Genomic DNA, 23,444 nt, shown 5'->3' with positions numbered 1-23,444 from the left:
GCGCGGGACGGAGCGATTTCACAAAATTTATCGTAGTCGTTTTTTACCAAATTTAGGGTTTCTTTGGCGACCCTGAGCCTGGCGCCTGTCGCTACAAGAATAAGGGAATTAACACTTTCCGGGTAGTCGACGGCGTATACCTGAGCTATGCCGCCGCCCATTGAGTGACCGACGAGAATTAGGTTTTTTAAATCCAGCTCGTCACAGAAATTTTTTAGGAAATTCTTGTATTCATTGATACTCCTACAGCCGGGGCCAAGAGAGCTTCCATGACCTGGAAGATCTACGATGATCATATTAAATTTAGGCTGGCCTCGTAGAATCTCAAATTGATATTCCCAGGTCTTACTGGTCTGGCCAGCACCATGAATCATTAATATTGTCGGATGATCTTTGTTGAAATTGTCGCCTCGCAAATAGTGTATTTTGCTATTTTGCATAAGAAGGCTCGACAATCTTAATTACCTCTTTTTGGTGTGTATTAAGGATCGGCTCACAATTCATTAATGTAGTAGCGCGCTTTGTTTAGATGATTTATTCTTGGTCGGAATACGTTTTTTTAAACCAATTGAATTTACTCTGTGATACGCCTTCGATGCTTATGGTTTTTATTCTTGAGGTTCTCCCTTTTATTATAGTTACGTTAGATCTAGGCACTCCTATTGTTCTCGAAATCAACTCTATGAGCCTTTCATTTGCTTTTCCTTCTATTGGTGGGGCAGAAACCCTAACCCTTAGTATTCCATTTACAGATCCCCATATCTCATCACGCGCGGATTTCGGTACTACTTTAGCCTCTATGGTCATAGAAGATTTTTTGTTATCGAATGTCAAAAGGCACCCGTACTCAGGTTGATTGCCAATTGGCGAAGGGTTTGAACTAAAAATTGTCTCAAAAAGACGATAGCCACTAGTACAAGTATCGGCGAAAGGTCGAAAGTTCCTCCTATTGGGGGGACGACTCTTCTGACATACCTGAGCACCGGTTCGGTAGCGACTATCAGAAAATTCACAATCGGATTATGTGGATTCGGGCTTACCCACGATATTATAGCCCTTGCCACTATTATCCACATATAGACATTAAGCAATATATCTATGACTGTTGCCAAAGCTCCAAGCAGGTTGCCGATGATATTCATCTATATTCTCCCCTTGCTAATTCTCTCGAGCGGAGTGCAGCAGATTCTACTGCCGAAATCACGCTTCCCCTAAAGCCATATAGCTCTAATTGGTGTATTCCTTCAATGGTGGTTCCCCCCGGGGACGAAACCCTGTCCTTAAATTCAGCGGGGTGGAGTCCTCCCTCAAGAACTAGCTTGGCTGTTCCATAAACTGTTTGGGCAGCAAGTCTGAGTGCCATATGTTTTGTGAGCCCCATCTTGACACCTCCATCCGAAAGTGCGTCGATGAACATCGCGACAAATGCTGGACCACTGCCGCTGAGACCGGTAACAGCGTCGAGTAGCTTTTCGTTATCTACTAAATCCACAGTGCCTACAGATTCAAAAATTTCCTTGATTAATTCTTTCTCTTTTCGGTTTAACAGTGAATTGAAATGAAGGGCGGTTGCGCCCATTTGTACAAGTGCAGGTGTATTGGGCATCGCACGAACCAACTTTACTTTTTTCTTTATTGTCTTAGAGATTAAGGAAGTGGTGATACCAGCCGCGATTGAAATTAGGATCTTACTTGAGTTTAATGATCCCTTTATTTCCTTCAATACGTCTTCGATTACGTCGGGTTTTACCGCCAGGATGATCATGTCTGCCTGTTTCAATATCTCTTTGTTATTGGCTGTGATATTCACGCCGTAGCCTGATGAAATTAGTTGAAGTCTTTTCGGATCGATGTCACTGACTATGATCTGATCTTTTCTGTATAGTCCGGATGTAATCAGCCCCTTTAAAAGGGCTTCGGCCATGTGACCAGCCCCGATGAATCCTAATTTTTTCATTTTTCCTCCAGTTTAATACTCCCTTGATAATGGCTTGTTGTAAAGGTTTTTCATCTATTGAGGTCTTGGTCCGAAAATAGCGGTTCCTATTCTTACAATTGTTGATCCTTCTTCGATTGCAATTTCAAAATCCGCGCTCATTCCCATCGAAAGCTGGTTTAGTTTTGGGAAATCCTTTTTTAATCCATCCCTCAATTCCCTTAGTTTCCTGAAGTAGGGCCTTGACATTTCTGGCTCATCAAAATAAGGAGCCATAATCATTAATCCTTCTATTTCAATGTTGTGTAATTTTCTGAGATTTTCGAGAAATTCCTTAACATTTCCAAAATTGACTCCAGCTTTTGACTCTTCACCGGCATTTACCTCAACTAAAGCTTGAACAGTGATTCCCAGCTTTTCTGCTCTCCAGTCGATTTCATCAGCAACCTTAATATTATCAAGTGAGTGTATAAGATCAACCTTACCGACAATATATTTCACCTTATTTCTCTGGATCCGCCCTACAAAATGCCATTTTACTTTTCGTCCTAATATTGACTCGACGATTTTGTACTTATCTCTAAACTCCTGTGCATAGCTTTCACCAAAGGTATCGATACCCGCGTTATAGGCCTCTATGACCCTTTCGTGATTCACGGTCTTGGTAACAGCAACAATTCTAATCCCAGTGGGGTTTCTTTTAGCCCTGAGTGCGGCTCTAAAAATTTTCTCCTGAATGCCCTGTAGGGACTGTGCTATTTCCATCTTTATTAACAATGTTTATATGATTCCTAGATTTTTAAGTGCGTTCGATAAACTTGAAAGAGGGAGACCTACTATGTTTGTGAATGAGCCGTGAATTTCTTCTATCATAAATGCCCCGATTCCCTGTGCTGCGTAACCGCCAGCTTTATCCGAAGGCTCCTTGGTATTAACATATTCTTCAATTTCATGTGGGTTTAGCGATTTGAACTTGACCGTACTTTTAACATTCTCGACATGCATTATTTCGCTCGTTGACTTGACTATGGATAGGCCTGTGATCACGTGGTGATATCTTCCAGAAAGTCTCATCAGCATGGATTTTGCTTCTTCTTCATCCTCTGGTTTTCCCAGTATGTCTCCATCGCATACAACTATCGTGTCAGCACCTATTACTATATGTTTATGTTTCAACGTAGCCGCAACAGCTAAAGCCTTTTCTAGAGAAATTCTCCGTACGTACTCTACTGGAGATTCACCATTTATATGCTTTTCTACCACATTTGGTGAAATTATCCTAAAGTCTAGTCCTAATTTCCTGAACAGCTTTTCCCTTCTTGGGGAAGAGGAAGCGAGTACAAATTTTGATGTCATTTATAAAAAGTTAGGTGCCAAGTTCGTACTTAATGGAGAGAAATGTCATTATGTCTCTTCTCGTAATTATTCCAACCAGTTTTCTTCTCTCTACTACTGGGGCTCTTCCCAGGTCGTTTCTCATAATCAAGTTTACCGCTCTTAAAGCATCATCATCGGGACTGAGAATATTGAAATCAGAATTTCTCATCATAATATCACCTACAGTTTTTTGATCCCATAATTCTTTGGGTACATCCTTTATCTGTCTGAGCGAGACTAGACCTAAAAGCTCGCCTTCTTCATTGACAACCGGAAAGCAGATAAAGATAAATTGATGGAAGTATTTATTGACTAGTTCGTTAAGTGAAATCGAAGCGGGGACCGAAGTGACTTTGGATGTCATGATGTCTCTTACCTTTACACCAGTAAGTGCGTCTTTGGCCAGAGTCATTCGATAACCGGACTTTGAGGCCTGGTTTAAAAACATACCGATGAAAACAAGCCAAATTCCTCCGATGAAGTTTCCCAAAAAAAAATTAATCAGACCGAGTATTATCAATCCTATACCAAATCCGCTTCCGATCCGGCTTACTGTATGAGTTGCTTTTCTCATATCACCCCACCTATCCCAAAGATAAGCCCTAAGGATCCTTCCCCCATCGAGAGGAAAGCCCGGAACCAGGTTGAAGACTGCAAGGGCTATGTTGATGAAGGCAAGATATTCGAATATTGCAAGAAGTTGTATATATGAAGATACAAGCACGGATTTCGACAGAATCCAAAACAACAAAGCAAGTAATAAGCTACAAATAGGGCCAGCTACTGCTACGTTTAATTCTATTTTCGGATTCTTAGGATCCTCGGCTATCTGTGCTACACCCCCGAATATGAAGAGTGTGATCCTCGGGACGGCTATACCTGATTTTTGTGCGACATAGGAGTGAGATAGCTCATGGAGTAGGACGCATAAGAATAGTAGAATGGCTGCGAACGCGCCCATAATCCAGTAGGCTAGGCTTGTTAGGCCAGGATATTCCTTTGGGAAGAACCCACCCGCCAAACTCCAAGTGACCAACGCAAATATCACTAGCCACGAATAATCAACCCAGATTTCTATCCCCAGAATCTTTGTTAGTTTTACTCCGTTACCAATCATTGGCTCTTGCGGTTTTGTCCTCCATAGTAATAGTTTACCAAGGGTATATCTTAATAAATTATATATGATTTGTTAATCTTTCGAATTTTTCTGCTTTCATACGTCTACCACATGATATGTTTCCTAATTGATCGTGGTGGGGAAAAACTTTCCTTAGAGATTCTTTTAAGTTATCGGCCAGATTAGCTTGAAATTGAGTCACGACTGAATAACATCTTATTGTTTTTTTAGGTAAACTTGTGTATTAAAAATGACTCTGAAAGAAGCCTACTTGATTGGAAAAGATAAAATTAAGGGTGCTGGCATTGATAACCCCGGCCTAGAGACGTCTTTACTCATTTCTAAGGTATTTGGGATAAATAAAATTGATATTTATACTCAGCCGGAGATTGAGATAGGATGGGAGAGCTTAAGAGAATTTGAAGAAATAATCGCGAGAAGGGTAGGGAGAGAACCCATCGCGTATATTCTGGGTGAAAAAGAGTTTTACTCAAGACAATTTTTTGTTGGGTCCGAGGTTCTTATTCCTAGACCGGAAACTGAAAAACTGGTGGAGGAAGCTTTAAATATTATCAGGAATATTTCTTCACCGCATATAATTGATGTCGGGACTGGAAGCGGATGCATTGCTATTACTATTGGAAGTGAGCGTAGTGATTCGATGATTATTGCCTCTGATATTTCACTTGATGCAATTTTGGTGGCTAAGGAGAATGCTAAAAGACTAGATGTGCACAATATCTCTTTCGTCCATTCGGATTTTTTGAATTTCGTTAAGGAGAGGTCCTTTGATATTGTTGTTTCGAATCCGCCTTATATATCGGAAACCGAATTATGTCGACTCGAACCGGATATCAGAGATTTTGAGCCGATTGTGGCTCTCCACGGGGGAGAAGATGGTTTGGATTGCATAAGGCGTGTCGCTTCGGATGCGATTTCTGTACTAAAAAATGGTGGATGGTGTATCATGGAGATAGGGGCAAGTCATAATGAAGAGGCAATAGGAATATTTAAAGTGATTGGCTATCGAGATATATCACTTTTAGATGATCTTTCTGGGATTAAAAGGGTAATTAAAGGTAGATGGATAATATAGTCATAGAGGGTTCAAGGAGACTCGAGGGAGAAGTTGTTGTTAGCGGAGCAAAAAACGCAGTACTTGCCCTGATGCCGGCATGTATACTCGCCGAGGGTAGAAATACCTTCACCAATGTGCCTGACCTTTTAGATGTAAGAACGATGTCGAGGCTCCTTAGGATCTTAGGGGCAGAAGTTGAGTATGAAGATGGCAACCTTTTAATTGATAGCACCGGAATTAACAATTGGGTTGCTCCGTATGAGTTAGTAAAGACGATGCGTGCTTCGGTGCTCGTGCTTGGGCCCCTGACGGCGAGATTTGGACGTGCTAGGGTGTCCCTTCCGGGGGGATGTGCAATTGGGGAGAGACCAATCGATCAACATTTAAAGGGGATTGGAATTCTGGGTGCTGATATTGAGATTGAAGAGGGGTATATAGAAACCTCTGCTCCAAGGCTTAGAGGGAATATTGTTCCGTTCGATATATCTACGGTCACAGGCACAGAAAACATGATGCTTGCCGCCGTTCTCGCCGAGGGAGAAACAATGCTGCTCAATGCCGCATGTGAACCTGAGATAGTGGAGCTTGCGAACGTGCTGAACAAAATGGGTGCTAAGATCGAGGGTGCGGGCACGGATATTATAACGATCCAGGGTGTCCAGAGGCTTTCACCCGTACAACGGCATGAGGTTATGCCAGATAGGATCGAGGCGGGAACATTGATGGTTGCTTCAGCCATTACACAGGGTGATCTATTAATTAGGAAATGCAGATTTGAGAACGTTGGTGCGGTCATTGGGAAATTAATTGAGGCTGGGGCGGAAATTTCGAGGCATGACGGTGGAATAAGAGTAAGGGGCCACGGGAGGATAAAGAGCGTAGATATAAATACACTTCCATATCCAGGGTTTCCTACAGACATGCAGGCTCAGATGATGACAATGATGAGCATTGCAGACGGCCTCAGCGTTATAACCGAAAATATTTTTCCACAGAGGTTTATGCATGCAGGTGAATTGAGGAGAATGGGCGCAGATATAAAGTTAGTGGGTAATAGCGCGGTTGTAAGGGGAATTTCTGGTCTGAGTGCCGCTCCTACAATGGCAAGCGATCTCAGAGCTAGCGCATCACTTGTTTTGGCCGGGCTAGCAGCCAGTGGAAAATCGGTTATATCCAGGGTCTATCATCTTGACCGTGGTTACGAGAGGCTAGATAAGAAACTTGAAGCTGCCGGTGCCAGAATATGGAGGGAGAAAGATTGATAACACTTGCAATCGCCCGAGGCAGGCTATTGAAAGAAGCCGCCCGGATGTTAACAAAAGGTGGATTACCTGTCGGTGAGATTTACGACGATTCCAGAAGGCTGATCTACGAATACCCAGAAGTTGGATTAAAGATCTTGATTGTGCGTCCCTCTGACGTGCCTTCCTATGTCGAATATGGGGCAGCAGACTGTGGAATAGTAGGAAAGGATACGTTGATCGAAGAAAAACACGATTTATACGAACCACTCGATCTTGGGATCGGTAAATGCAAGCTTGTCGTTGCAGCACCGAAGGGATTCAAATTTCCTACATCGAGGCTCCTAAGGGTCGCGACTAAATATCCTAGAACCTCTTTTGAGCATTTTGTAAAGAAGGGGATTACGACTGACATCGTAAAGCTTTATGGCTCAGTTGAACTAGCTCCTATTGTCGGGCTTTCGGATGTTATAGTGGATTTGAGTGCAACCGGTGAAACTCTTAGAAAGAATAATTTAGTAGAAATCGAAACCATAGCGAATATAACGGCAAAACTGGTAGTGAATAAGGTAAGCATGAAGGTGAAATCAAGGGAGGTAAAGGAATTTCTAAATATGCTAAAGAGTAGTAGGGCGCTTCGGGCGTGACGGCTGACTTTCAGTTTTTTATAATAACTTTCCTTCCTTAACCTTTAATTTGATGTCGATGAATTTAGTATGATCAAGATTTAAGAGATTTCTCAATTTATGTGCAATGTAATTCTCATACTTATCAAGCGTACCATCTGAGTAAACCGCCTCCCATATCATTTCCATTAAATCATATTTTTCATCAATTGTAAGATTTTCATTTATAAGATTAGTGAAATACCAGAGATCTGCAGAGTCTTCGCGCTCTTTTTTAGACGTTTCTATCAATTCATTTACTTGGGTGTCGGTCATTTCATATTTTGATTTAAGTAATTCGATTATCTTGTGAAATTCGTGATCGGAAAGTATGTCATCTGCTGTGACAGCTTCGAGTAGGGTGACGCAGGTGGCGATCTTCAATTTCTGTTGCTGGTCGATTGATCCTTTCTGAATTTCTCTATTACCGGTTTTATCGAAAATGCTTTTAAAAAGATCAAGCATGATGATCTCTCCTCAAGGTTTTACAACGACTAGTTTGCGGTCTTACGGAATCATGAAAAGTGATATAAAATTATGTTACCATAACGTGTCGGGGATTTCATGGATTTTCGCCGTAAGAATAAGTGGTCCTTGTATTTCGTGATTGAACCCGCTGACTTAATCTTTTGCCCGGCCATTTTTTAAATAATTTTCTGCTCCATTCAATGAGCATCAGTAAACCTATCAGGTCGGTCACTAGTCCGGGAGTTAGGAGTAATATTCCTCCTATCAATATCAAGAGACCGTCGATTAATTCGTAAGCCGGCGTCCTGCCCATCTGCGCAAAAATTGTTCAATACAACACGTTCGTCCTTAGCTTGCCAGGTGTTAATATAAGGGTGCTATTAATGCCTATGTGAAATTCTTGTAGTTCATCCTTCGACAAGCCTGTGCTGAGTGAAATCGAAGTGCTCAGGATGAGCGGATATGTGTCTACTCGATACCTTATAGTTTCATTATGCTGATTTTGTTTTAGGGTCACGGGTTGTCACGCTAGAGTGTCTTAATTTGGGATCCGTAAACGAATGGCTAAATTATTCCGAGGTTAGAAAACCTCGGCTATCGAAATAAGGGATTTACACCAAGACGTTATAAATTCTTTATAATAAATCCCTGTCAAACAAAGGCCTGGGTCCCGTTATTTTTATGCTCAAACCGTTCGTCCTGAGCACTTCGATTTCACTCAGCACAGGCTTGTCGAAGGATGAACGGTTCACATTTACAATGAAGGAGAACTTCTGTCCGCATGTTTGATGTTTTCATTAAACGGGTACGTAGGCTACACGATAAAGCGGGCCATTTAGGTGTTCTGTCGCATAAAAGATCATCGAATACATTTGAATTTGTAAACATACTTTATGTTCATCAAAGGTTTCTTGACACGCATACAATCCATGTTAGTTTAAATATCGTCTAGCTCTCTAGGAGAATCTATCCTGCATGCCTTTTTCAGAAAAACTCAAAGGAAAAATAAGTGAAATTTTGTCAAAATCTCAAACGAATCAGGCCGCACTTATCCCGGTGCTTCATGAGGTTCAAAGTGAGTATGGATGGCTCTCAACTGAGTCAATGAAAGAGACGGCTGAGATCCTTGGAATCCCTCCTTCAAATGTTCAGAACGTTGCAACGTTTTATACTATGTTTTTTACGAAACCTGTTGGGAAGCATATTATTTGGCAATGCAGAACGCTGTCTTGCGCTCTAAGGGGTGCCGGTCAGGTGGAGCATTATCTAGCTGAAAAATTGGGCATAAAGGTCGGAGAAACAACACACGATGGCAGGATCACTCTCTTAGAAGCCGAGTGTCTAGCTTCGTGCGGAACCGCCCCTGTCATGCTAGTCGACAACGAGCTACACGAGAATCTAACCAAAGCGAAGATAGATCAGGTTATAGAAAAGATTAAAATTGATTGAATTCATAGAAAAGATTGTCATTATTCTGATATAGAAATGTTTTCCCATCAGATTAAAGATCAAGCTATTGATATTTATAAGGAAGCGCTAAAGGCGGCGGATCCCATCAGGTGTGTTTTGGATCATGTAGAGCTAAGGGGAAGCAAGTTTAGAGTTGATTCTAGGACCTACAATCTAGATCTATTCAGGTCTTTATACGTTATTGCGTTTGGAAAAGCTGCCCCTGCGATGGCCAGGGCGATCGAGGATATCTTAGGAGATAGGATCAAAGATGGAATCGTGGTGTCAAATTCGCAACCTCAATTTGACTTTAAAAGGTCAAGGTTCTATCTATCTAGTCATCCAGTACCTGACAAGAGAAGCCTCAGTGCTGCCGATGACGTATTAAAACTTCTCGAGAGAACCGGTGAAGGGGATCTTGTGATTTTCTTGATCTCTGGTGGTGGGAGTGCGCTTCTTGCAATGCCAGCATCGGGGATTTCATTAAAGGACAAACAGAAGACCACTTTAATGCTGCTAAACTCAGGGGCAGATAAGTATGGACTCAATGCAGTTAGGAAACATATCTCTCAAATTAAAGGTGGCGGTCTCCTTAAGAAGGCGTTTCCGTCGCAGGTTATAACGTTAATACTTTCTAATGTTGTTGGTGATAGGCTTGATACAATTGCCTCAGGACCAACAGTTCCGGATCCCACTACATTCGATGATGCCTGTCGTGTTATAGAAGCCCTTAGGCTTGAGCATAGAGTTCCGCCACAAGTGATGGTGCATTTGGAAGAGGGCAGGAGGGGACACCTACCTGAAACCCTCAAGGATCATGAATATGATCCAAAGGGGGTTCAGACCATAATTGTGGGAAGTAATTTCAAGTCCCTTATAGCCGCAAAGAGGAAGGCAAAAGAGCTTGGATATAACACTTTTCTACTCTCATCCCAAGTCTCAGGCGAAGCCAGAGAAGTGGCAAAGGTTATAGCTGCGATCGCATTCGATATTGAAAGATTTAACACCCCTGTGAAAAGACCTGCGTGCATGATATTTGGGGGTGAGACGTCAGTTACCATTAATGGTAATGGAAAGGGTGGAAGAAATACGGAGACTGCGTTATCATTTGCTATGGAGATAATGGATCATGATATATTAGGGCTGTTTTGCGGTACCGACGGCATTGACGGTCCCACAGACGCAACCGGTGCGATATGCGACGGAGACACAAGAAAAGTAGCACGTGAAATGAAACTTAGCGCCAGGGAGTGCCTGTCGCAAAATGACTCTTACAGGTTCTTTGATAGACTTGGAGCACTCGTCAAAGAGGGACCGACTGGTACCAATGTCATGGATATTGGCATAGTAATCCTGAAGTAGCGAACAAGAATGGGTCCATTATCTATGAATTATGCTATCATCTCAGATATTCATTCTAATCTTGAGGCATTCGAAAGGACCTTATTTGAAATAGATAGGATTGGCGTAGATAAGATTGTCTGTCTTGGTGATATCGTGGGTTATGGCGCAAGCCCGAATGAATGTTTAGATATAGTAAGGGACAGGCAGGTCACTTCTATCATTGGAAACCACGATATGGTGGCGTGTGGTAAAGATGAGGCCTATAATTTCAACCCTATAGCCAGGGATGCGGCGCTCTGGACCAGGAGGGAGCTGACCAGAGAAAATAGGGATTTTCTCTTTGGTCTTCCACATCAGCGGGAGATCGGGGATTTCCTTGTGGTACACGGCGCCATATCCGATCCGGATCAATATATATTCTCGAGCTCTGAAGCCATTATGGAGTTTAAGCTCATGATTAATACCAGGATCTGTTTTTTTGGGCACACTCATGTAACGATTTATTACGTTTATTCGAATGGCAGTGTAGAGGGCTTTACGGACGGGGAGATAGAGATAGACGCCAACAATATGTATCTTATCAATCCCGGGAGCGTCGGTCAGCCGCGTGATAGGGATCCCAGGGCATCGTTTCTTATTTACAACGATGCTGAAAAAACTATAAGGTTCTATAGGCTCGAGTATGATATAATGACTGCTCAGGAGAAGATAATCGATTCCGGCCTCGATAAGAGGCTAGCGTATAGATTATCTATGGGCGTATAGATTATTGTGGGGCGCGTAAGTATTAATAAGAATTATTAAATCCATGTAGTTAGTTTCACGGTTTCTTTTGACATCTTCTATGGCGAACCTATCAAGACCATTACCACAGAATATAGAGGCTGAGCAGGCCGTGCTTGGCGCTGTTTTAATCGATGGAGATCTTATAAACCAGGTCCTCAATATATTAACAAACGAGGATTTCTATAGGGAATCCCATAGAAAGATGTTTGATGCAATGGTTGAGCTTGACAGAAATAACAAACCGATCGATATTCTCTCGCTCTTCGATTACTTGAAGTCGGATGGGCATGTCCTGGAAGAGGTCGGTGGAAGCTCTTATCTCACCTATCTAACCGAGATAGTACCAACAACGGTGAATATCGAATACTATGCGAGGTTGGTAAAAGAAAAATCCATTCTTCGAAGGCTCGTGATTGCTGCGACTGAGATAGCAAGTCGCGGGCAAGAAGAGGGAATAAACGTTGATGAGTTTATAGACCGCGCAGAACACGCAATACTCAATGTTGCACAGCATCGGGTGAAACCGAGTTTTTTTGAAAGCAGGGAGCTTGCTGCGAAGGCATTGGAGATTATTGAAACACTTCATTCGAGGAAAGAGCTCATTACGGGTGTTCCGACTGGATTTGAAAGGCTTGACCATATGACCTGCGGGCTTCAACCCTCTGATCTGATAATAGTTGCTGCCAGGCCTGGACTAGGGAAAACCTCCTTTTGCCTGGATATTGCAACACACGCAGCGATAAATTTTGGGTTTAACGTCGGGATTTTTTCTTTAGAGATGACCAAAGAGCAGCTTATGTTAAGGCTGCTAGCGGCGAGTGCGAAGGTGAACTATTCCGATATCAGGAGCGGGTACATTAACAATGAGGATTTAAAAAAGCTCGTAAAAACCGCTGACATCTTTGGCAAGGCGAAGGTATACATTGACGATACTCCTGCTATTAATGTTCTAGAACTTAGAGCAAAGGCAAGGAGGCAGAAGAAGGATAAGGGCCTGGATCTTCTTATTGTTGATTATCTTCAACTAATGAGAGGGACCGGTGTATCAGAGACAAGGGAGCGTGAGATCGCCGAGATTTCTGGCTCTCTAAAAAGCCTCGCGAAAGAGCTAACCCTGCCCGTTATAGCGGTTTCCCAGCTAAGTCGACAGACTGAAACCCGTTCAGATAGGCGTCCACAGCTTTCCGATCTAAGGGAAAGCGGGGCGCTCGAGCAGGATGCTGACGTCGTTGTCTTCATTCATAGAGCGGATGCGTACAGGAAAAACGCTGACGAAAGGGATGGGATTGCGGAGATAATTATAGGGAAGCAGAGAAATGGGCCTACGGGAGTTGTAAAGCTTAGATTCTTAGCAGATAGTCGAGGGGTTCCTAGCTTCGGGGATATTGCGGATGATGAATACGACGATCCGGGGATCTTCTGAGGGGTAGGCAGACGGTTTGAATGTACGAGTTTCAAACCATCATTGGTTTTATTATTGACTTTGGTTTTACTTCTCTTTGATATAGTGTTCGGTCGTTTTGCCAGGCCAAGAATTTCTCGAATATAGTCTTTAGTTTCTCCCCCACTGAGGTCCAGAAGAACTCCCAGTCGTAATTTTTCCTTGTGCCTTTAAAGAACATTTTAAAGAAAATATCCCTTTCGACCGGGAGACCCTTCTCTGCGGTCCAGCCGGTTCTTACGCTCGCGTATCCGGCACCGAAACCCATGCTGAAAGTCCCTATTAGACCAAGCCTTTCAGTGGCCTTGGTGGCAAGCTCTATGAACACATAGAGGGCTTCTACAGTTTTGTATCCACGTTCTTCCAGCTTTTTGTCCATTGAGATGAGGTTTCTTATAAAATACATGGGATAGAAGGTAGGTGCGAAAAATGAGACCGATTTCGTAGGGCTAATCTCGGGCTCTCTGATTATTACGTCTTCATCAATAATACCTATCATGAAGTCTTCCTCAGAAAACTCGCCTATATCACCGCAGAGTTTTAATGATATCCTGATATTTTCCCATTCCCTTTTTGCTATTTGCAGGGCTCTTTCAAGTTTGTTCTCTTTGTCGGCTTCCTCAGATCTTATGAGTTTTTCCAAATCCATTTTCATCGACTGTGATGGTTTTTGTTTAAATATACATGTAAAAAATTAAAAATGTAGATCCGCTCGGGACTGGAAAGTCCCGACTATCGATGGCAATTAATATTATCATGACATATCGATAGGCGGGGTTTTCCAACCCCGCTTGGATTATAGCGCGTTCCTTTCTCTGAAACTGAAATAGCCATCTTTTCCCACGATGATATGATCCAGGAGTCTGATATCAAGCGTCTTTGATATTTCTGATAAGGAGTTTGTTAACAGCCTATCCTCTTCGGATGGGTCTGGATTTCCGCTCGGATGGTTATGAACGATGATTAAACCTGAAGCGTGATACCTTAACGCTCCCTCAATAATTCGTCTTGGATAGATTACTACATTATCGACAGTGCCTTCGGTAAGCATTTCATAGTCTATGACCTCATTCTTTACGTTGACATATATTGCCATCAGCGCTTCATTTGGCTTGCCTGAGAGCTTAAACCGTGAAAACTCCAAAACAGACTCGGGTGAAGAGAGGATATCCTTATTTCTCATCCTTTGTGCAGAATACGTGACACATAACTCTTTTACCAAACGTATGAGGGTGGCTGAAATTGGTCCTATACCCCTGATTCCTTCGATTTCGCCCTGACTCGCATCCAGTACCCCGGAAAGTCCTCCAAAGCGCTTCAAGAGTTCTTTAGCAGCCAGTTTTACGTCAATTCTTGGAATTGCATATGTTAATAGGAGTTCGAGTAATTCGTACTCATGGAGACCGTTGCTGTCTGCTTTTTTAAATTTTTCCCTCAGGCGATGTCTATGAGCTATATAATGCGGTTTTTGTGGCATATCATGTAATAATGACCGGGTCTAATGTGTTAATCGATTCTTAAATATCTATACATGTAAATTATATATCAATTAGCCTGGATTGGTTCACACAACCTATGGAAAAAGTCCTCAAACTACTGTAAATTGTTTCAGATGAGAATTGCCATTGTCCCCGTGAAGGACTTATCACTTGCAAAGGAAAGACTCTCCCCGGTACTTTCTCAAACGGATAGAACTAGAATAGCCTGCCTAATGCTGGGGGATGTGCTGACAGCGCTCAGGGGTTCTAAACTTTTAACGAAACTCTTTGTGGTTACCCTGGACGGGCTTGCTCGGGAACATGCAAAGAGCTTTGGTGTCGATGTTATAAGGGAGACCAAGCAGGAAAGCGAAAGCAGTTCCATTGATTATAGTTCGAATGTTTGTAAGGAGATTGGAGCGGAATCCGTCCTGGTCATTCCGGGTGATGTTCCACTCATTACGCCTGAAGATGTCGATTATATTTTGGAAAGAGAAAGGCCGTGCCCTTCGGCAATCCTAGTTCCCGCTAGGGACTGGCTGGGTACCAATGCTATTCTTAGAAGACCCCCAGATGTTTTTCCTTCACGGTTTGGGTATGACAGTTTTAAGAAACATATTGATGAGGCAAAGAAAAGAGGTATTGAATTCGATATATATCACATGCCCAGAATTGCACTTGATATAGACGAGCCAAAGGATTTAACCTTGTTTTCCTCTCAAAAAAGCGATACTAAAACATATATCGAAATTGGGAAAATGGGAAAGGTACGCCAGGCCTATAGGAGCGTTAACTAGTGATATTAATTCTCTGTAATTTAATTTCTCACTTTATGCTTTCTTAACTTTTCGTTCCAATTAACTTCCTCTAATCCAAAAACATAATAGGAGGAGTGATATTCCACTCCTCCTAACATCAATTATGATTAGTATTCATCATCCATATGGGGATGTCCATGCATACCCATTCCCCCACCTTTTTCTTCCTTTGGTTTTTCGGCGATAAGGGCTTCGGTAGTAAGAAGCAGACCTGCAACACTTGCTGCATTCTGGAGCGCATACCTGGTCACTTTTGTGGGATCTACTATTCCCGCCTCGACCAGGTCGCAGAACTCTAGCCTCGCGGCATCAAACCCGCCGGCCCCCTTTTGTTCTTTTACCTTTTCCACCACTATCGACCCGTCCCAACCAGCATTGCTGGCTATGCCTTTAAGCGGTTCCTCGAGGACCTTCTTTACTATATTTACACCGGCTCTCTCTTCATCGTCAGCTGGGTCGTAGCTATCAAGGGCTTTAATTGCTCTGATAAAGGCTACTCCTCCTCCGGGGACTATCCCCTCCTCTACTGCTGCCCTCGTGGCATTGAGTGCGTCTTCTACCCTAGCTTTCTTCTCCTTCATCTCGGTCTCAGTTGCAGCTCCAACCTTTATCACCGCTACCCCTCCAGCAAGCTTTGCCAGCCTTTCCTGAAGTTTCTCCCTGTCATATTCGCTCGTTGTTTCGTCAATCTGGGCCTTGATCTGCCTGATTCTTCCTTCAATTTCCGCTTTCTTACCTTCGCCGCTGATGATTGTAGTGTTGTCTTTATCGATTGTTATCTTCTTTGCCCTTCCAAGGTCCTTTGAGGTGGTATTTTCTATTTTCATACCTGCCTCTTCGGCAATAACCCTTGCTCCGGTTACTATTGCTATGTCCTCAAGCATTGCCTTTCTCCGGTCTCCAAAACCTGGGGCCTTAACGGCTGCTGCCTTAAGTGTCCCCCTGATCTTATTGACGACCAGCGTAGCCAGGGCCTCGCCCTCTACATCCTCTGCCACTATTACAAGTGGTTTGGCACTCCTCGCTATCTCTTCGAGTAAAGGCACCATGTCCTTCATGTTTGATATCTTTTTATCGTACAGCAGTATCAAGGGATCTTCGAGCTCGACTAGCATTTTCTCAGCATCGGTGACGAAATAGGGGCTGAGGTACCCCCTGTCAAATTGCATCCCCTCAACCACTTCAAGGTCTGTTTGCAGAGTCTTCCCCTCTTCAACCGTTATCACACCATCCTTTCCCACCTTTTCCATCGCATCGGCTATGATGTTTCCTATCGTTTCATCCCCATTAGCCGATATTGTTGCAACCTGTGCTATCTCGGTCCTCCCCTTTACCTGCTTGCTCAACTTCCTGATACTCTCTACCACCACCTCCACTGCCTTATCTATTCCCCTCTTTAACTTCATCGGATCGTGTCCCGCTGCCACAAGCTTTATCCCCTCTCGGAATATTCCCTGTGCGAGCACTGTTGCTGTGGTAGTTCCGTCTCCAGCGACATCGCTTGTCTTTGAGGCTACTTCCCTTACCATCTGTGCACCCATGTTTTCGAACCTATCCTCAAGCTCAATTTCCTTTGCCACGGTTACGCCGTCTTTAGTGACCACCGGGGCGCCAAATGTCTTCTCTATCAAGACATTTCTTCCCCTGGGTCCCAATGTGGCCTTTACAGCATGGGCAAGTTTGTTCACTCCATCTAATATGGAATCCCTCGCGGAATCGCTAAAAGCTATTTGTTTGGCTGCCATTTTTGAAACCTCCCTTTTTTTATATTATGTCGTGATGGCTAGGACATCGTTTTCATCAAGGATCAGATATTCTTCACCTTCAATATTGATCTCTGTCCCGCCGTATTTACTGAATAGTATCTTGTCGCCCTTTTTCACCTCGAGGGGCATAACCTTCCCGTCCTCCATGATCCGTCCATTCCCCACAGCAATTACCTTTCCTTCCTGGGGTTTTTCCTTAACTGTATCTGGAATAACGATCCCGCCTTTTGTGGTCTGGGGGGTATCTATCCTTTTTATCAAGATTTTATCATGAAGCGGCCTTATTTTCATAAAAGAAACCTCCTGGTGGAATATTTACGGGTTAGCACTCCTAGACTTGAAGTGCTAGACATAAAAATACGCACAATTTTAATCATGTCAAGAGTAAAATTTAGTTGCGGGGAAGTTTTAGTCGTCTCTAAGAATTATCGCAGGCCTTGTTGAAGTATGTGGTTATGATCGACAGCTTTTGATCATTAAAGATGTCAGGCTAAATTGCCTAGGTTCAAGAATAATATAATGTCAGAGATCAGCGTCGAATGCGTCTTTGAGTATTCTCGCTTCCCGGGTTTTGAGATCGACCGATATTATATCAAAGCGCATATCACGATCCTTGATTTTCTTTTTTTCAATATAAACAAAGGCTGTATTAAGGAGTTTTTGCTTCTTCCAGTGTGTTACGGCTTCTTCGGGAAGTCCGTAGTCTTCAGAAGACCTGGCCTTGACCTCAATGAAGCAGACTACATCATTATCCTCTGCTACAATATCGAGCTCACCATGCCTGCAACTAAAATTCTTATCAAGGATGCGGTAGCCCTTCTTTTTGAGTGCCTTGCAAGCTATTTCTTCGCCCCTTTGACCTTCGGTTTTTTTATTGGTCATGGGGTCTTGGGATTTTCTCTTCCTTGACAGCAATTTAAAAAAATTAAATGATCCCATGGCGGCTGTTATTTATTCAGGCAGCTTTTAGCCCTTTTCCAATTTTTCTTTAAACTCCATGATCTTTGAATGGGCCTCGAGAGGGCTCATCGAAAGCGGATCTAAATCCATTAATTCTTCTATTATCTGATCCCTTCCCTCTTCCCTTTTTTCTTCTTCTGGATTCTTGAATAGTCCCATCTGGCCACCCCTTATAGATGTTCCAACACTTAAATGGGATTTCTCGATTCTGGCAAGTATGCTCTTGGCCAGCTTTATTACCTTATCGGGTACGCCTGCAAGGTTTGCAACCTCTATTCCATAGCTGTGGTTTGAAGCCCCGGGGATGAATTTCCTTAAAAAAACTATTTTTCCTCTGTCCTCTTTAACATATATGTTGTAGTTTTTTACCCTTTTTTTGGAGATCGCTAATTGTGCTAGCTCGTGATAATGGGTTGCGAAAAGTACCATGCTGCCCACCTCATAAAGATACTCTGCGACTGCCCAGGCTATGCTCATTCCGTCAAAAGTGCTGGTACCACGACCAATCTCATCCAGTATAACAAGGCTGTTAGGGGAAGTGTGTCTCAGGATGTAGGCTGTTTCCGTCATCTCTACCATGAAGGTCGACTGGCCCCGGGCGAGATTATCCGATGCGCCCACCCTGGTAAATATCCTATCGACAACCCCGATCTTCGCTTCTTTCGCTGGTACGAAACTACCCATCTGGGCCATGATTATCGTCAAGGCAACCTGTCTGATAAGGGTGGATTTCCCGGCCATGTTCGGACCTGTTATTATCAGAAACTGGTCTTCTTCGTGATTGAGTCTCACATCGTTTGGCACAAATCTTTCTCCAAGCTCCATCCTTTCTACCACTGGATGACGGCCTTCTTTGATATCTATTAATCTTGAATCTCCTACTTGTGGCTTAGTATAGTGGTATTTTTCGGCCACCAGGGCTAGGCAAGAAATGACATCGATCATCCCTATCAGGTGAGCGGTAAGCCTTATTCTATCGGTTTCCTTGGATACCCTTTCCCTTATCTCTTCGAAAAGCTCCTTTTCTAGCTCTATAATCTCTTCTTCGGCCCCAAGTATCCTCTCCTCCTGATCCTTGAGCTCAGGGGTTATAAACCTTTCGGCATTAACAAGGGTTTGTTTTCTTATATAATGACCCGGCACAAGGTGGAGGTTTGTCTTCGTGATTTCGATGTAATAACCAAACACACGGTTATAACCAATTTTAAGAGAATTGACGCCAGTAGCCTCCCTCTCCTTCGCCTCTAGCCCGGCTATCCACTTTCTCCCATCCCTTTTGATGACACGTAGATCGTCTAGCTCTTTTCTGAAACCATCCTTTATCATCCCGCCATCTCGGCAGGATAGAGGTGGCTCATCCACTATGGCTTTGTCAAGTAATTCCCTTATCTCGGCCAAGTCGTCTATTCCATTTCTAATTTCTGCATTTAGCTTTGTATTAAGATTTTCTGATAAACCCTTTACTTCTGAGATTAAGATTGAGGAATCTCTCAGGGCACCTAAATCCCTTGGCCTTGCAGATGTTGTAGAAATTCTACCGATTAACCTTTCAATATCGCTTATTTCCCTGAGAGAGCTTCTGAATTTGTTTCGTAAGACATTTTTCTCTATGAGTTCTCCGATGGAATCGAGCCTATCTCTGATCTTTTCAGGATCGATCAGGGGATAGTTGAGCCACTGCCTAATGAGTCTACCTCCCATTGCTGTCAGTGTTTCGTCAAGGACCCAGAGAAGAGAGCCAGTTTTGTTTGTACCTTGAAAGCTACGCATGAGCTCAAGGTTTTTCTTAGTCGATTCATCGATGGAAAGGAAGTCTGTAAATTTAAGGAATAGTGGGTCTTCTAAGGGGGGCATATCATCAATTTGTGTTTGTTTGAGATAGTGAATTATTGCTCCGCAGCAAACTATCGATTCAGGGTGGTTTTCGAGCCCAAATGGCTCGAGTGTTTTCGTTTTCAATTGTTCTTCTAAAATTTCTCTTGAACTACCGATTTCCCAAACCCAGGGGTCTATTGTTGTGAGGAGTGGGTTCCATGAACGTGAGAAATAGCTTATTAATTCTTCCTTGTTGTGAAGATCCTCGGGTAGAAGCACCTCCTTTGCCTCGATATGTGAGATCTCGCTCTTGAGTTCGTCAAGCGATGAAAAAGATGATGTCCTGAATTTTCCCGTTGAAATATCACAATATGCAAGTCCATAGGATTTCCCGTCGGAGTATATACTTGCAAGGTAGTTATTCGTCTTTGAATCCAATTTTTCTGAGTCAAGGATTACTCCCGGGGTAAGAACCCTCGTTACCCTTCGTTCGACGATTCCCATTGATTGATTTGGTTCTTCCATTTGTTCGCAAATAGCTACCTTATATCCATGATTGAGCATTGTGGCTATGTATGGCTCGACGCTGTGATATGGGACCCCACATAGAGGGACAGGGTTCTTCTCTGATTTATTCCTCGAGGTTAGCGCGATGCCAAGGATCTTTGAAGCTATCTTTGCGTCTTCAAAAAACATCTCATAAAAATCCCCTAGGCGAAAAAACAGTATTGAGTCAGGATACTGTTTTTTTATCTTCATATACTGCTTTATCATGGGGGTTTGTGAACTCATGGTACAAGAGACATTATATCAACACAATCGATTTGACTCAATTTAAACTTTACCAGAATAGGTTATTTTTATTAATCATTATTGGTCTAAAACTGGTATTGATTAATGATTTTAGATTTGAATAAGAAATTACATACTTTATACTAATCTGTTTCGAAGATGGAACCTAAATATATTAGGAATTTTTCTATAATTGCTCATGTGGATCATGGGAAATCTACTCTTGCGGACAGAATCCTTGAGATAACTGGCAGTGTAAGTGAGCGTGAAATGACAGAGCAATTTCTCGACAGTATGGAGATAGAAAGGGAGAGGGGAATAACCATAAAGGCTCAGGCTGTCAGGCTGAACTACAAGGCTGACGATGGAAATATCTATGAACTAAATCTGATTGACACACCAGGTCATGTGGACTTTAGCTATGAGGTTTCAAGGAGTCTCATGGCGTGTGAGGGGGCTATTCTTGTCGTTGACGCCTCACAGGGGGTCGAGGCGCAGACAGTTGCTAATGCATATCTTGCGTCCGATTCAGGCCTTGAGCTTATTCCTGTCATAAACAAGATTGATCTTCCGTCAGCCGATCCTGGGAGAGTGATTAAAGAGATAGAAAATGTCATTGGCTTGGAAGCTCAGGATGCTATACTTGCGAGTGCTAAAGAAGGTATCGGTATTAAGGACATCCTTGAATCTGTCGTAAAGAAAATCCCTCCCCCCAAAGCGGCTATAGATGCACCCCTAAAGGCATTGATTTTTGACAGTTGGTTTGATTCATATCAGGGGGTGGTGATGCTCATCAGGGTCTTTGAGGGGAACATAAGGCTCGGAACGAAGGTAAAGCTCATGTCCACGGGCAAGGTTTATGAGATAAAGAAGCTTGGTGTGTTTTCCCCTCACGCGATTGAGGTAGAAGAGCTAAGAACAGGGGAAGTGGGGTTTGTTACAGCTTCGATAAAAGAGATAAAGGAGGCGAAGGTCGGAGATACCATAACGGATGCGTTGAGCCCAGATGTTTCCCCTCTTTCCGGTTTCCGAGTGATGAAACCGATGGTTTTTAGCGGACTCTATCCCATTGACCCGGGTGATTATGAAAAACTGAGGGACGAACTGGAAAAGTTGGCATTGAATGATTCTTCTATAGTCTATGAACCTGAAACTTCAGTCGCCCTAGGTTTTGGTTTTCGATGTGGGTTTCTTGGTCTTCTTCATATGGAGATTGTCAGGGAGAGATTGAAAAGGGAATCTGAACTTGATCTTATTTCTACTGCTCCAACTGTGGTTTACAGGGTCAATGATAAGTCAGGAGATGTTTATACTGTCGATAATCCGAGCAAACTACCAACTCCCGACAAAATAGAGATTATAGAAGAGCCGTATGTGCTAATCGCAATTCACACACCCGCTCAATACTTAGGTTCAATCTTTGAAATATGCAGGAGGAAGCGAGGACTCCAAACAGGCATAAATTACGTGACCCAGGACAGGGTCATTGTGAAATATGAGATCCCCCTCTCAGAAATAATTTTCGACTTCTATGATGCCTTAAAATCTGTCTCCCACGGTTATGCATCCATGGATTACGAACCGATAGGTTATAAGGCTTCAGAGCTAATAAAGCTAGACATCTTGATAAATGGTGAGCCGGTTGATGCACTTTCGATTATAGTGCATAAAGAAAAATCTTACGAGAGGGGAAAGGTGCTTATTGAAAAACTTAGAGAAATAATTCCCAGGCAGCTCTATGAAGTTGCCATACAGGCAGCGATCGGAAACCGCGTAATAGCCCGGGAGACTGTAAAGGCCGTGAGGAAAGACGTTACGGCAAAATGCTACGGAGGAGATGTTACGAGGAAGAGGAAGCTACTTGAGAAACAGAAGGAAGGGAAAAAACGCCTGAAGCGGATTGGGAAGATTGAAATTCCACAGGAGGCCTTCTTGGCAGTCCTCAAGACCTCATAATTTTGCAGGAAATGAAATCAAAATCTATCTTTCTTTTTATTATCGTCGATAGTCGGGACTTTCCAGTCCCGAGCTCATATGTGTGAGGGTCGAGATGACAAAAAACTGTTGTCATTTGGACCAGTCTTGTCATTTCGAATGAATATGAGAAATCTTTCCTTTAGGATCTTTCGCTAAGTTCCCGACTACAAGATCTCTCACAGTTCCTTCGCGCTAGCTCAGGACAAGGTTCGAGATGACAGTAGAGTGATTGATGCTTCATATGAAGAAATATAGATAGTCGGGACTTTCCAGTCCCGAAATGATATGGGCGAGTCAACTAATGATAATTCCAACAATTTTTTAATTTTTGTGTAAATTCGTGGCAAGATCATCAGAGAGTATTAGTTTGCAAATTATCGTAGCACCCACCCTTTTCTACCGCCGGGCTCGCCTTGATGGCTTCTTAGGTTTTCTCTCAAAACCCAACTCCCTGCGTACTTCTTCTAGCGGTTTTCCACCTTCACGCCTATATTGCTCCCGAAGCGCCTCAATGCGCGCGATGAATCGCGGATCGGTCTCAAATAAGTAATCTTCCAAATCTTCATCCGTAATACCGTGGATGACCGCCTCCGGCCGCCCATTCTTCGTCACAATAATATCCTCTCGCTTGGACTGCTCTAAATAATGCGAGAACCTGTTTTTGACATCATTCAACGGAACGATTTTCATTATTCTTCCCTCCTCTTTACTATTTTTTGGCCAAGCCACGCTACCGCGTCTTCTTTTCGTATGACTCCATAGATAATGACCTTATTCGCTGCTTCATCCACGTCATAATAAACACGAAACTCATCAACCCGCAATCGAAAAGGTGGAAATAAATCTCCGCGCAGCCTTTTAATTCTGCTCTTACTTTGACGTGATGGCTCATAGACTAAATGCATTTCGATGCGGTCTAGCACTTTCACCTGGTCA

Annotated in this window: 26 protein-coding genes; 9 read left to right on the top strand and 17 right to left on the bottom strand. The window is 43.0% G+C overall.

Annotated features, from left to right (window positions below; all coding sequences use genetic code 11):
• From VGA95_12490 to VGA95_12460, 7 genes are all read right to left on the bottom strand, one after another.
• On the bottom strand, positions 1-440 hold a 440-nt coding region (locus VGA95_12490), incomplete at its 3' end, for an alpha/beta hydrolase (protein ID HEX9667358.1).
• A gap of 94 nt (positions 441-534) precedes the next feature.
• A complete protein-coding gene (locus tag VGA95_12485) occupies positions 535-834 on the bottom strand; it encodes a DUF167 domain-containing protein (GenBank protein HEX9667357.1) in 300 nt (99 codons plus the stop codon).
• A complete protein-coding gene (locus VGA95_12480; GenBank protein ID HEX9667356.1) occupies positions 831-1,142 on the bottom strand; it encodes a YggT family protein in 312 nt (103 codons plus the stop codon). Before VGA95_12480 ends, VGA95_12485 begins: the two co-directional genes overlap by 4 nt.
• Complete coding sequence (gene proC, locus VGA95_12475) at positions 1,139-1,957, bottom strand: pyrroline-5-carboxylate reductase (protein ID HEX9667355.1); 819 nt, start codon at positions 1,955-1,957, stop codon at positions 1,139-1,141. The genes VGA95_12480 and proC overlap by 4 nt, the downstream gene beginning before the upstream one ends.
• A gap of 54 nt (positions 1,958-2,011) precedes the next feature.
• Positions 2,012-2,713 carry a YggS family pyridoxal phosphate-dependent enzyme gene (locus VGA95_12470; GenBank protein ID HEX9667354.1) on the bottom strand — a complete coding sequence of 234 codons (702 nt, stop codon included), beginning with the start codon at positions 2,711-2,713 and terminating at the stop codon, positions 2,012-2,014.
• 3 nt (positions 2,714-2,716) lie between these two features.
• Positions 2,717-3,292, bottom strand: coding sequence for a nucleoside triphosphate pyrophosphatase (locus VGA95_12465; protein ID HEX9667353.1), 576 nt, complete (start codon positions 3,290-3,292; stop codon positions 2,717-2,719).
• A gap of 10 nt (positions 3,293-3,302) precedes the next feature.
• Positions 3,303-4,430: a site-2 protease family protein gene (locus VGA95_12460; GenBank protein HEX9667352.1), complete on the bottom strand. Its 1,128-nt coding sequence runs from the start codon at positions 4,428-4,430 to the stop codon at positions 3,303-3,305.
• A 250-nt stretch (positions 4,431-4,680) separates the two neighbouring features.
• Between VGA95_12460 and prmC the strand changes: the two genes are divergently transcribed.
• Genes prmC through hisG form a run of 3 tightly spaced genes read left to right on the top strand, consistent with a single transcriptional unit; the run spans position 4,681 to position 7,396 of the window.
• A complete protein-coding gene (gene prmC, locus VGA95_12455; GenBank protein HEX9667351.1) occupies positions 4,681-5,526 on the top strand; it encodes a peptide chain release factor N(5)-glutamine methyltransferase in 846 nt (281 codons plus the stop codon).
• Positions 5,514-6,770, top strand: coding sequence for a UDP-N-acetylglucosamine 1-carboxyvinyltransferase (gene murA / locus VGA95_12450; protein ID HEX9667350.1), 1,257 nt, complete (start codon positions 5,514-5,516; stop codon positions 6,768-6,770). Before prmC ends, murA begins: the two co-directional genes overlap by 13 nt.
• On the top strand, positions 6,767-7,396 hold the full coding sequence (gene hisG, locus VGA95_12445) for an ATP phosphoribosyltransferase (protein ID HEX9667349.1): 630 nt from the start codon (positions 6,767-6,769) through the stop codon (positions 7,394-7,396). Before murA ends, hisG begins: the two co-directional genes overlap by 4 nt.
• An 18-nt stretch (positions 7,397-7,414) precedes the next feature.
• Here the strand turns inward: hisG and VGA95_12440 are convergent, their stop codons facing one another.
• Together VGA95_12440 and VGA95_12435 are read right to left on the bottom strand one after the other, a co-directional pair.
• Complete coding sequence (locus tag VGA95_12440) at positions 7,415-7,879, bottom strand: TerB family tellurite resistance protein (GenBank protein HEX9667348.1); 465 nt, start codon at positions 7,877-7,879, stop codon at positions 7,415-7,417.
• A 97-nt stretch (positions 7,880-7,976) separates the two neighbouring features.
• Complete coding sequence (locus tag VGA95_12435) at positions 7,977-8,195, bottom strand: FxsA family protein (protein ID HEX9667347.1); 219 nt, start codon at positions 8,193-8,195, stop codon at positions 7,977-7,979.
• Positions 8,196-8,857: 662 nt separating this feature from the next.
• Between VGA95_12435 and nuoE the strand changes: the two genes are divergently transcribed.
• The 4 genes from nuoE to dnaB all read left to right on the top strand — a co-directional run bounded on the left by nuoE (position 8,858) and on the right by dnaB (position 12,884).
• Positions 8,858-9,331 (top strand): NADH-quinone oxidoreductase subunit NuoE, encoded by a 474-nt coding sequence (nuoE, locus tag VGA95_12430; GenBank protein ID HEX9667346.1) that lies wholly within the window; start codon positions 8,858-8,860, stop codon positions 9,329-9,331.
• A 36-nt stretch (positions 9,332-9,367) separates the two neighbouring features.
• Positions 9,368-10,693, top strand: a complete 1,326-nt coding sequence (locus VGA95_12425; GenBank protein HEX9667345.1) for a glycerate kinase — start codon at positions 9,368-9,370, stop codon at positions 10,691-10,693.
• Positions 10,694-10,717: 24 nt separating this feature from the next.
• On the top strand, positions 10,718-11,440 hold the full coding sequence (locus VGA95_12420) for a metallophosphoesterase family protein (GenBank protein HEX9667344.1): 723 nt from the start codon (positions 10,718-10,720) through the stop codon (positions 11,438-11,440).
• A gap of 79 nt (positions 11,441-11,519) precedes the next feature.
• Positions 11,520-12,884: a replicative DNA helicase gene (gene dnaB / locus VGA95_12415; GenBank protein ID HEX9667343.1), complete on the top strand. Its 1,365-nt coding sequence runs from the start codon at positions 11,520-11,522 to the stop codon at positions 12,882-12,884.
• A gap of 31 nt (positions 12,885-12,915) precedes the next feature.
• On the opposite strand, the gene VGA95_12410 is transcribed toward dnaB, so the two are convergent.
• Positions 12,916-13,545 carry a hypothetical protein gene (locus VGA95_12410; GenBank protein HEX9667342.1) on the bottom strand — a complete coding sequence of 210 codons (630 nt, stop codon included), beginning with the start codon at positions 13,543-13,545 and terminating at the stop codon, positions 12,916-12,918.
• Between the two features lie 153 nt (positions 13,546-13,698).
• Entirely contained in the window at positions 13,699-14,379 is a 681-nt protein-coding gene (radC, locus tag VGA95_12405; protein ID HEX9667341.1) for a DNA repair protein RadC, read from the bottom strand.
• A gap of 135 nt (positions 14,380-14,514) precedes the next feature.
• Between radC and cofC the strand changes: the two genes are divergently transcribed.
• Complete coding sequence (gene cofC, locus VGA95_12400; protein ID HEX9667340.1) at positions 14,515-15,177, top strand: 2-phospho-L-lactate guanylyltransferase; 663 nt, start codon at positions 14,515-14,517, stop codon at positions 15,175-15,177.
• A 128-nt stretch (positions 15,178-15,305) separates the two neighbouring features.
• Here the strand turns inward: cofC and groL are convergent, their stop codons facing one another.
• From groL to mutS, 4 genes are all read right to left on the bottom strand, one after another.
• On the bottom strand, positions 15,306-16,943 hold the full coding sequence (gene groL / locus VGA95_12395; GenBank protein HEX9667339.1) for a chaperonin GroEL: 1,638 nt from the start codon (positions 16,941-16,943) through the stop codon (positions 15,306-15,308).
• 24 nt (positions 16,944-16,967) lie between these two features.
• A complete protein-coding gene (groES, locus tag VGA95_12390) occupies positions 16,968-17,255 on the bottom strand; it encodes a co-chaperone GroES (GenBank protein HEX9667338.1) in 288 nt (95 codons plus the stop codon).
• Positions 17,256-17,486: 231 nt separating this feature from the next.
• Positions 17,487-17,846, bottom strand: a complete 360-nt coding sequence (locus VGA95_12385; GenBank protein ID HEX9667337.1) for a YraN family protein — start codon at positions 17,844-17,846, stop codon at positions 17,487-17,489.
• 84 nt (positions 17,847-17,930) lie between these two features.
• Complete coding sequence (gene mutS, locus VGA95_12380; GenBank protein ID HEX9667336.1) at positions 17,931-20,513, bottom strand: DNA mismatch repair protein MutS; 2,583 nt, start codon at positions 20,511-20,513, stop codon at positions 17,931-17,933.
• Between the two features lie 177 nt (positions 20,514-20,690).
• Here mutS and lepA point away from each other — a divergent pair, with 177 nt between their 5' ends.
• Positions 20,691-22,487: a translation elongation factor 4 gene (lepA, locus tag VGA95_12375; protein HEX9667335.1), complete on the top strand. Its 1,797-nt coding sequence runs from the start codon at positions 20,691-20,693 to the stop codon at positions 22,485-22,487.
• Between the two features lie 417 nt (positions 22,488-22,904).
• On the opposite strand, the gene VGA95_12370 is transcribed toward lepA, so the two are convergent.
• Both VGA95_12370 and VGA95_12365 read right to left on the bottom strand, forming a co-directional pair.
• Entirely contained in the window at positions 22,905-23,198 is a 294-nt protein-coding gene (locus tag VGA95_12370; protein ID HEX9667334.1) for a type II toxin-antitoxin system Phd/YefM family antitoxin, read from the bottom strand.
• Positions 23,198-23,444, bottom strand: a 247-nt coding sequence (locus VGA95_12365; GenBank protein ID HEX9667333.1) for a type II toxin-antitoxin system RelE/ParE family toxin, incomplete at its 5' end; no start/stop codon positions are given. The genes VGA95_12365 and VGA95_12370, both read right to left, overlap by 1 nt.

The organism is Thermodesulfobacteriota bacterium (genome assembly GCA_036397855.1).
Classification (GTDB): Bacteria; Desulfobacterota_D; UBA1144; order Nemesobacterales; family CSP1-2; genus DASWID01.
Note: the sequence above shows the minus strand (reverse complement) of the source record. Positions and strands in the feature narration are given on the sequence as shown.

Bases quoted from the DNA above. Each gene is read 5' to 3' on its own strand.
- VGA95_12370 (HEX9667334.1), bottom strand. From the start codon at position 23,198: ATGAAAATCGTTCCGTTGAATGATGTCAAAAACAGGTTCTCGCATTAT.
- VGA95_12425 (HEX9667345.1), top strand. From the start codon at position 9,368: ATGTTTTCCCATCAGATTAAAGATCAAGCTATTGATATTTATAAGGAA.
- cofC (HEX9667340.1), top strand. From the start codon at position 14,515: ATGAGAATTGCCATTGTCCCCGTGAAGGACTTATCACTTGCAAAGGAA.
- groES (HEX9667338.1), bottom strand. From the start codon at position 17,255: ATGAAAATAAGGCCGCTTCATGATAAAATCTTGATAAAAAGGATAGAT.
- groL (HEX9667339.1), bottom strand. From the start codon at position 16,943: ATGGCAGCCAAACAAATAGCTTTTAGCGATTCCGCGAGGGATTCCATA.
- murA (HEX9667350.1), top strand. From the start codon at position 5,514: ATGGATAATATAGTCATAGAGGGTTCAAGGAGACTCGAGGGAGAAGTT.
- VGA95_12385 (HEX9667337.1), bottom strand. From the start codon at position 17,846: ATGACCAATAAAAAAACCGAAGGTCAAAGGGGCGAAGAAATAGCTTGC.
- nuoE (HEX9667346.1), top strand. From the start codon at position 8,858: ATGCCTTTTTCAGAAAAACTCAAAGGAAAAATAAGTGAAATTTTGTCA.
- radC (HEX9667341.1), bottom strand. From the start codon at position 14,379: ATGCCACAAAAACCGCATTATATAGCTCATAGACATCGCCTGAGGGAA.
- prmC (HEX9667351.1), top strand. From the start codon at position 4,681: ATGACTCTGAAAGAAGCCTACTTGATTGGAAAAGATAAAATTAAGGGT.
- lepA (HEX9667335.1), top strand. From the start codon at position 20,691: ATGGAACCTAAATATATTAGGAATTTTTCTATAATTGCTCATGTGGAT.
- mutS (HEX9667336.1), bottom strand. From the start codon at position 20,513: ATGATAAAGCAGTATATGAAGATAAAAAAACAGTATCCTGACTCAATA.
- dnaB (HEX9667343.1), top strand. From the start codon at position 11,520: ATGGCGAACCTATCAAGACCATTACCACAGAATATAGAGGCTGAGCAG.
- proC (HEX9667355.1), bottom strand. From the start codon at position 1,957: ATGAAAAAATTAGGATTCATCGGGGCTGGTCACATGGCCGAAGCCCTT.
- VGA95_12420 (HEX9667344.1), top strand. From the start codon at position 10,718: ATGAATTATGCTATCATCTCAGATATTCATTCTAATCTTGAGGCATTC.
- VGA95_12440 (HEX9667348.1), bottom strand. From the start codon at position 7,879: ATGCTTGATCTTTTTAAAAGCATTTTCGATAAAACCGGTAATAGAGAA.
- VGA95_12460 (HEX9667352.1), bottom strand. From the start codon at position 4,430: ATGATTGGTAACGGAGTAAAACTAACAAAGATTCTGGGGATAGAAATC.
- VGA95_12465 (HEX9667353.1), bottom strand. From the start codon at position 3,292: ATGACATCAAAATTTGTACTCGCTTCCTCTTCCCCAAGAAGGGAAAAG.
- VGA95_12480 (HEX9667356.1), bottom strand. From the start codon at position 1,142: ATGAATATCATCGGCAACCTGCTTGGAGCTTTGGCAACAGTCATAGAT.
- VGA95_12435 (HEX9667347.1), bottom strand. From the start codon at position 8,195: ATGGGCAGGACGCCGGCTTACGAATTAATCGACGGTCTCTTGATATTG.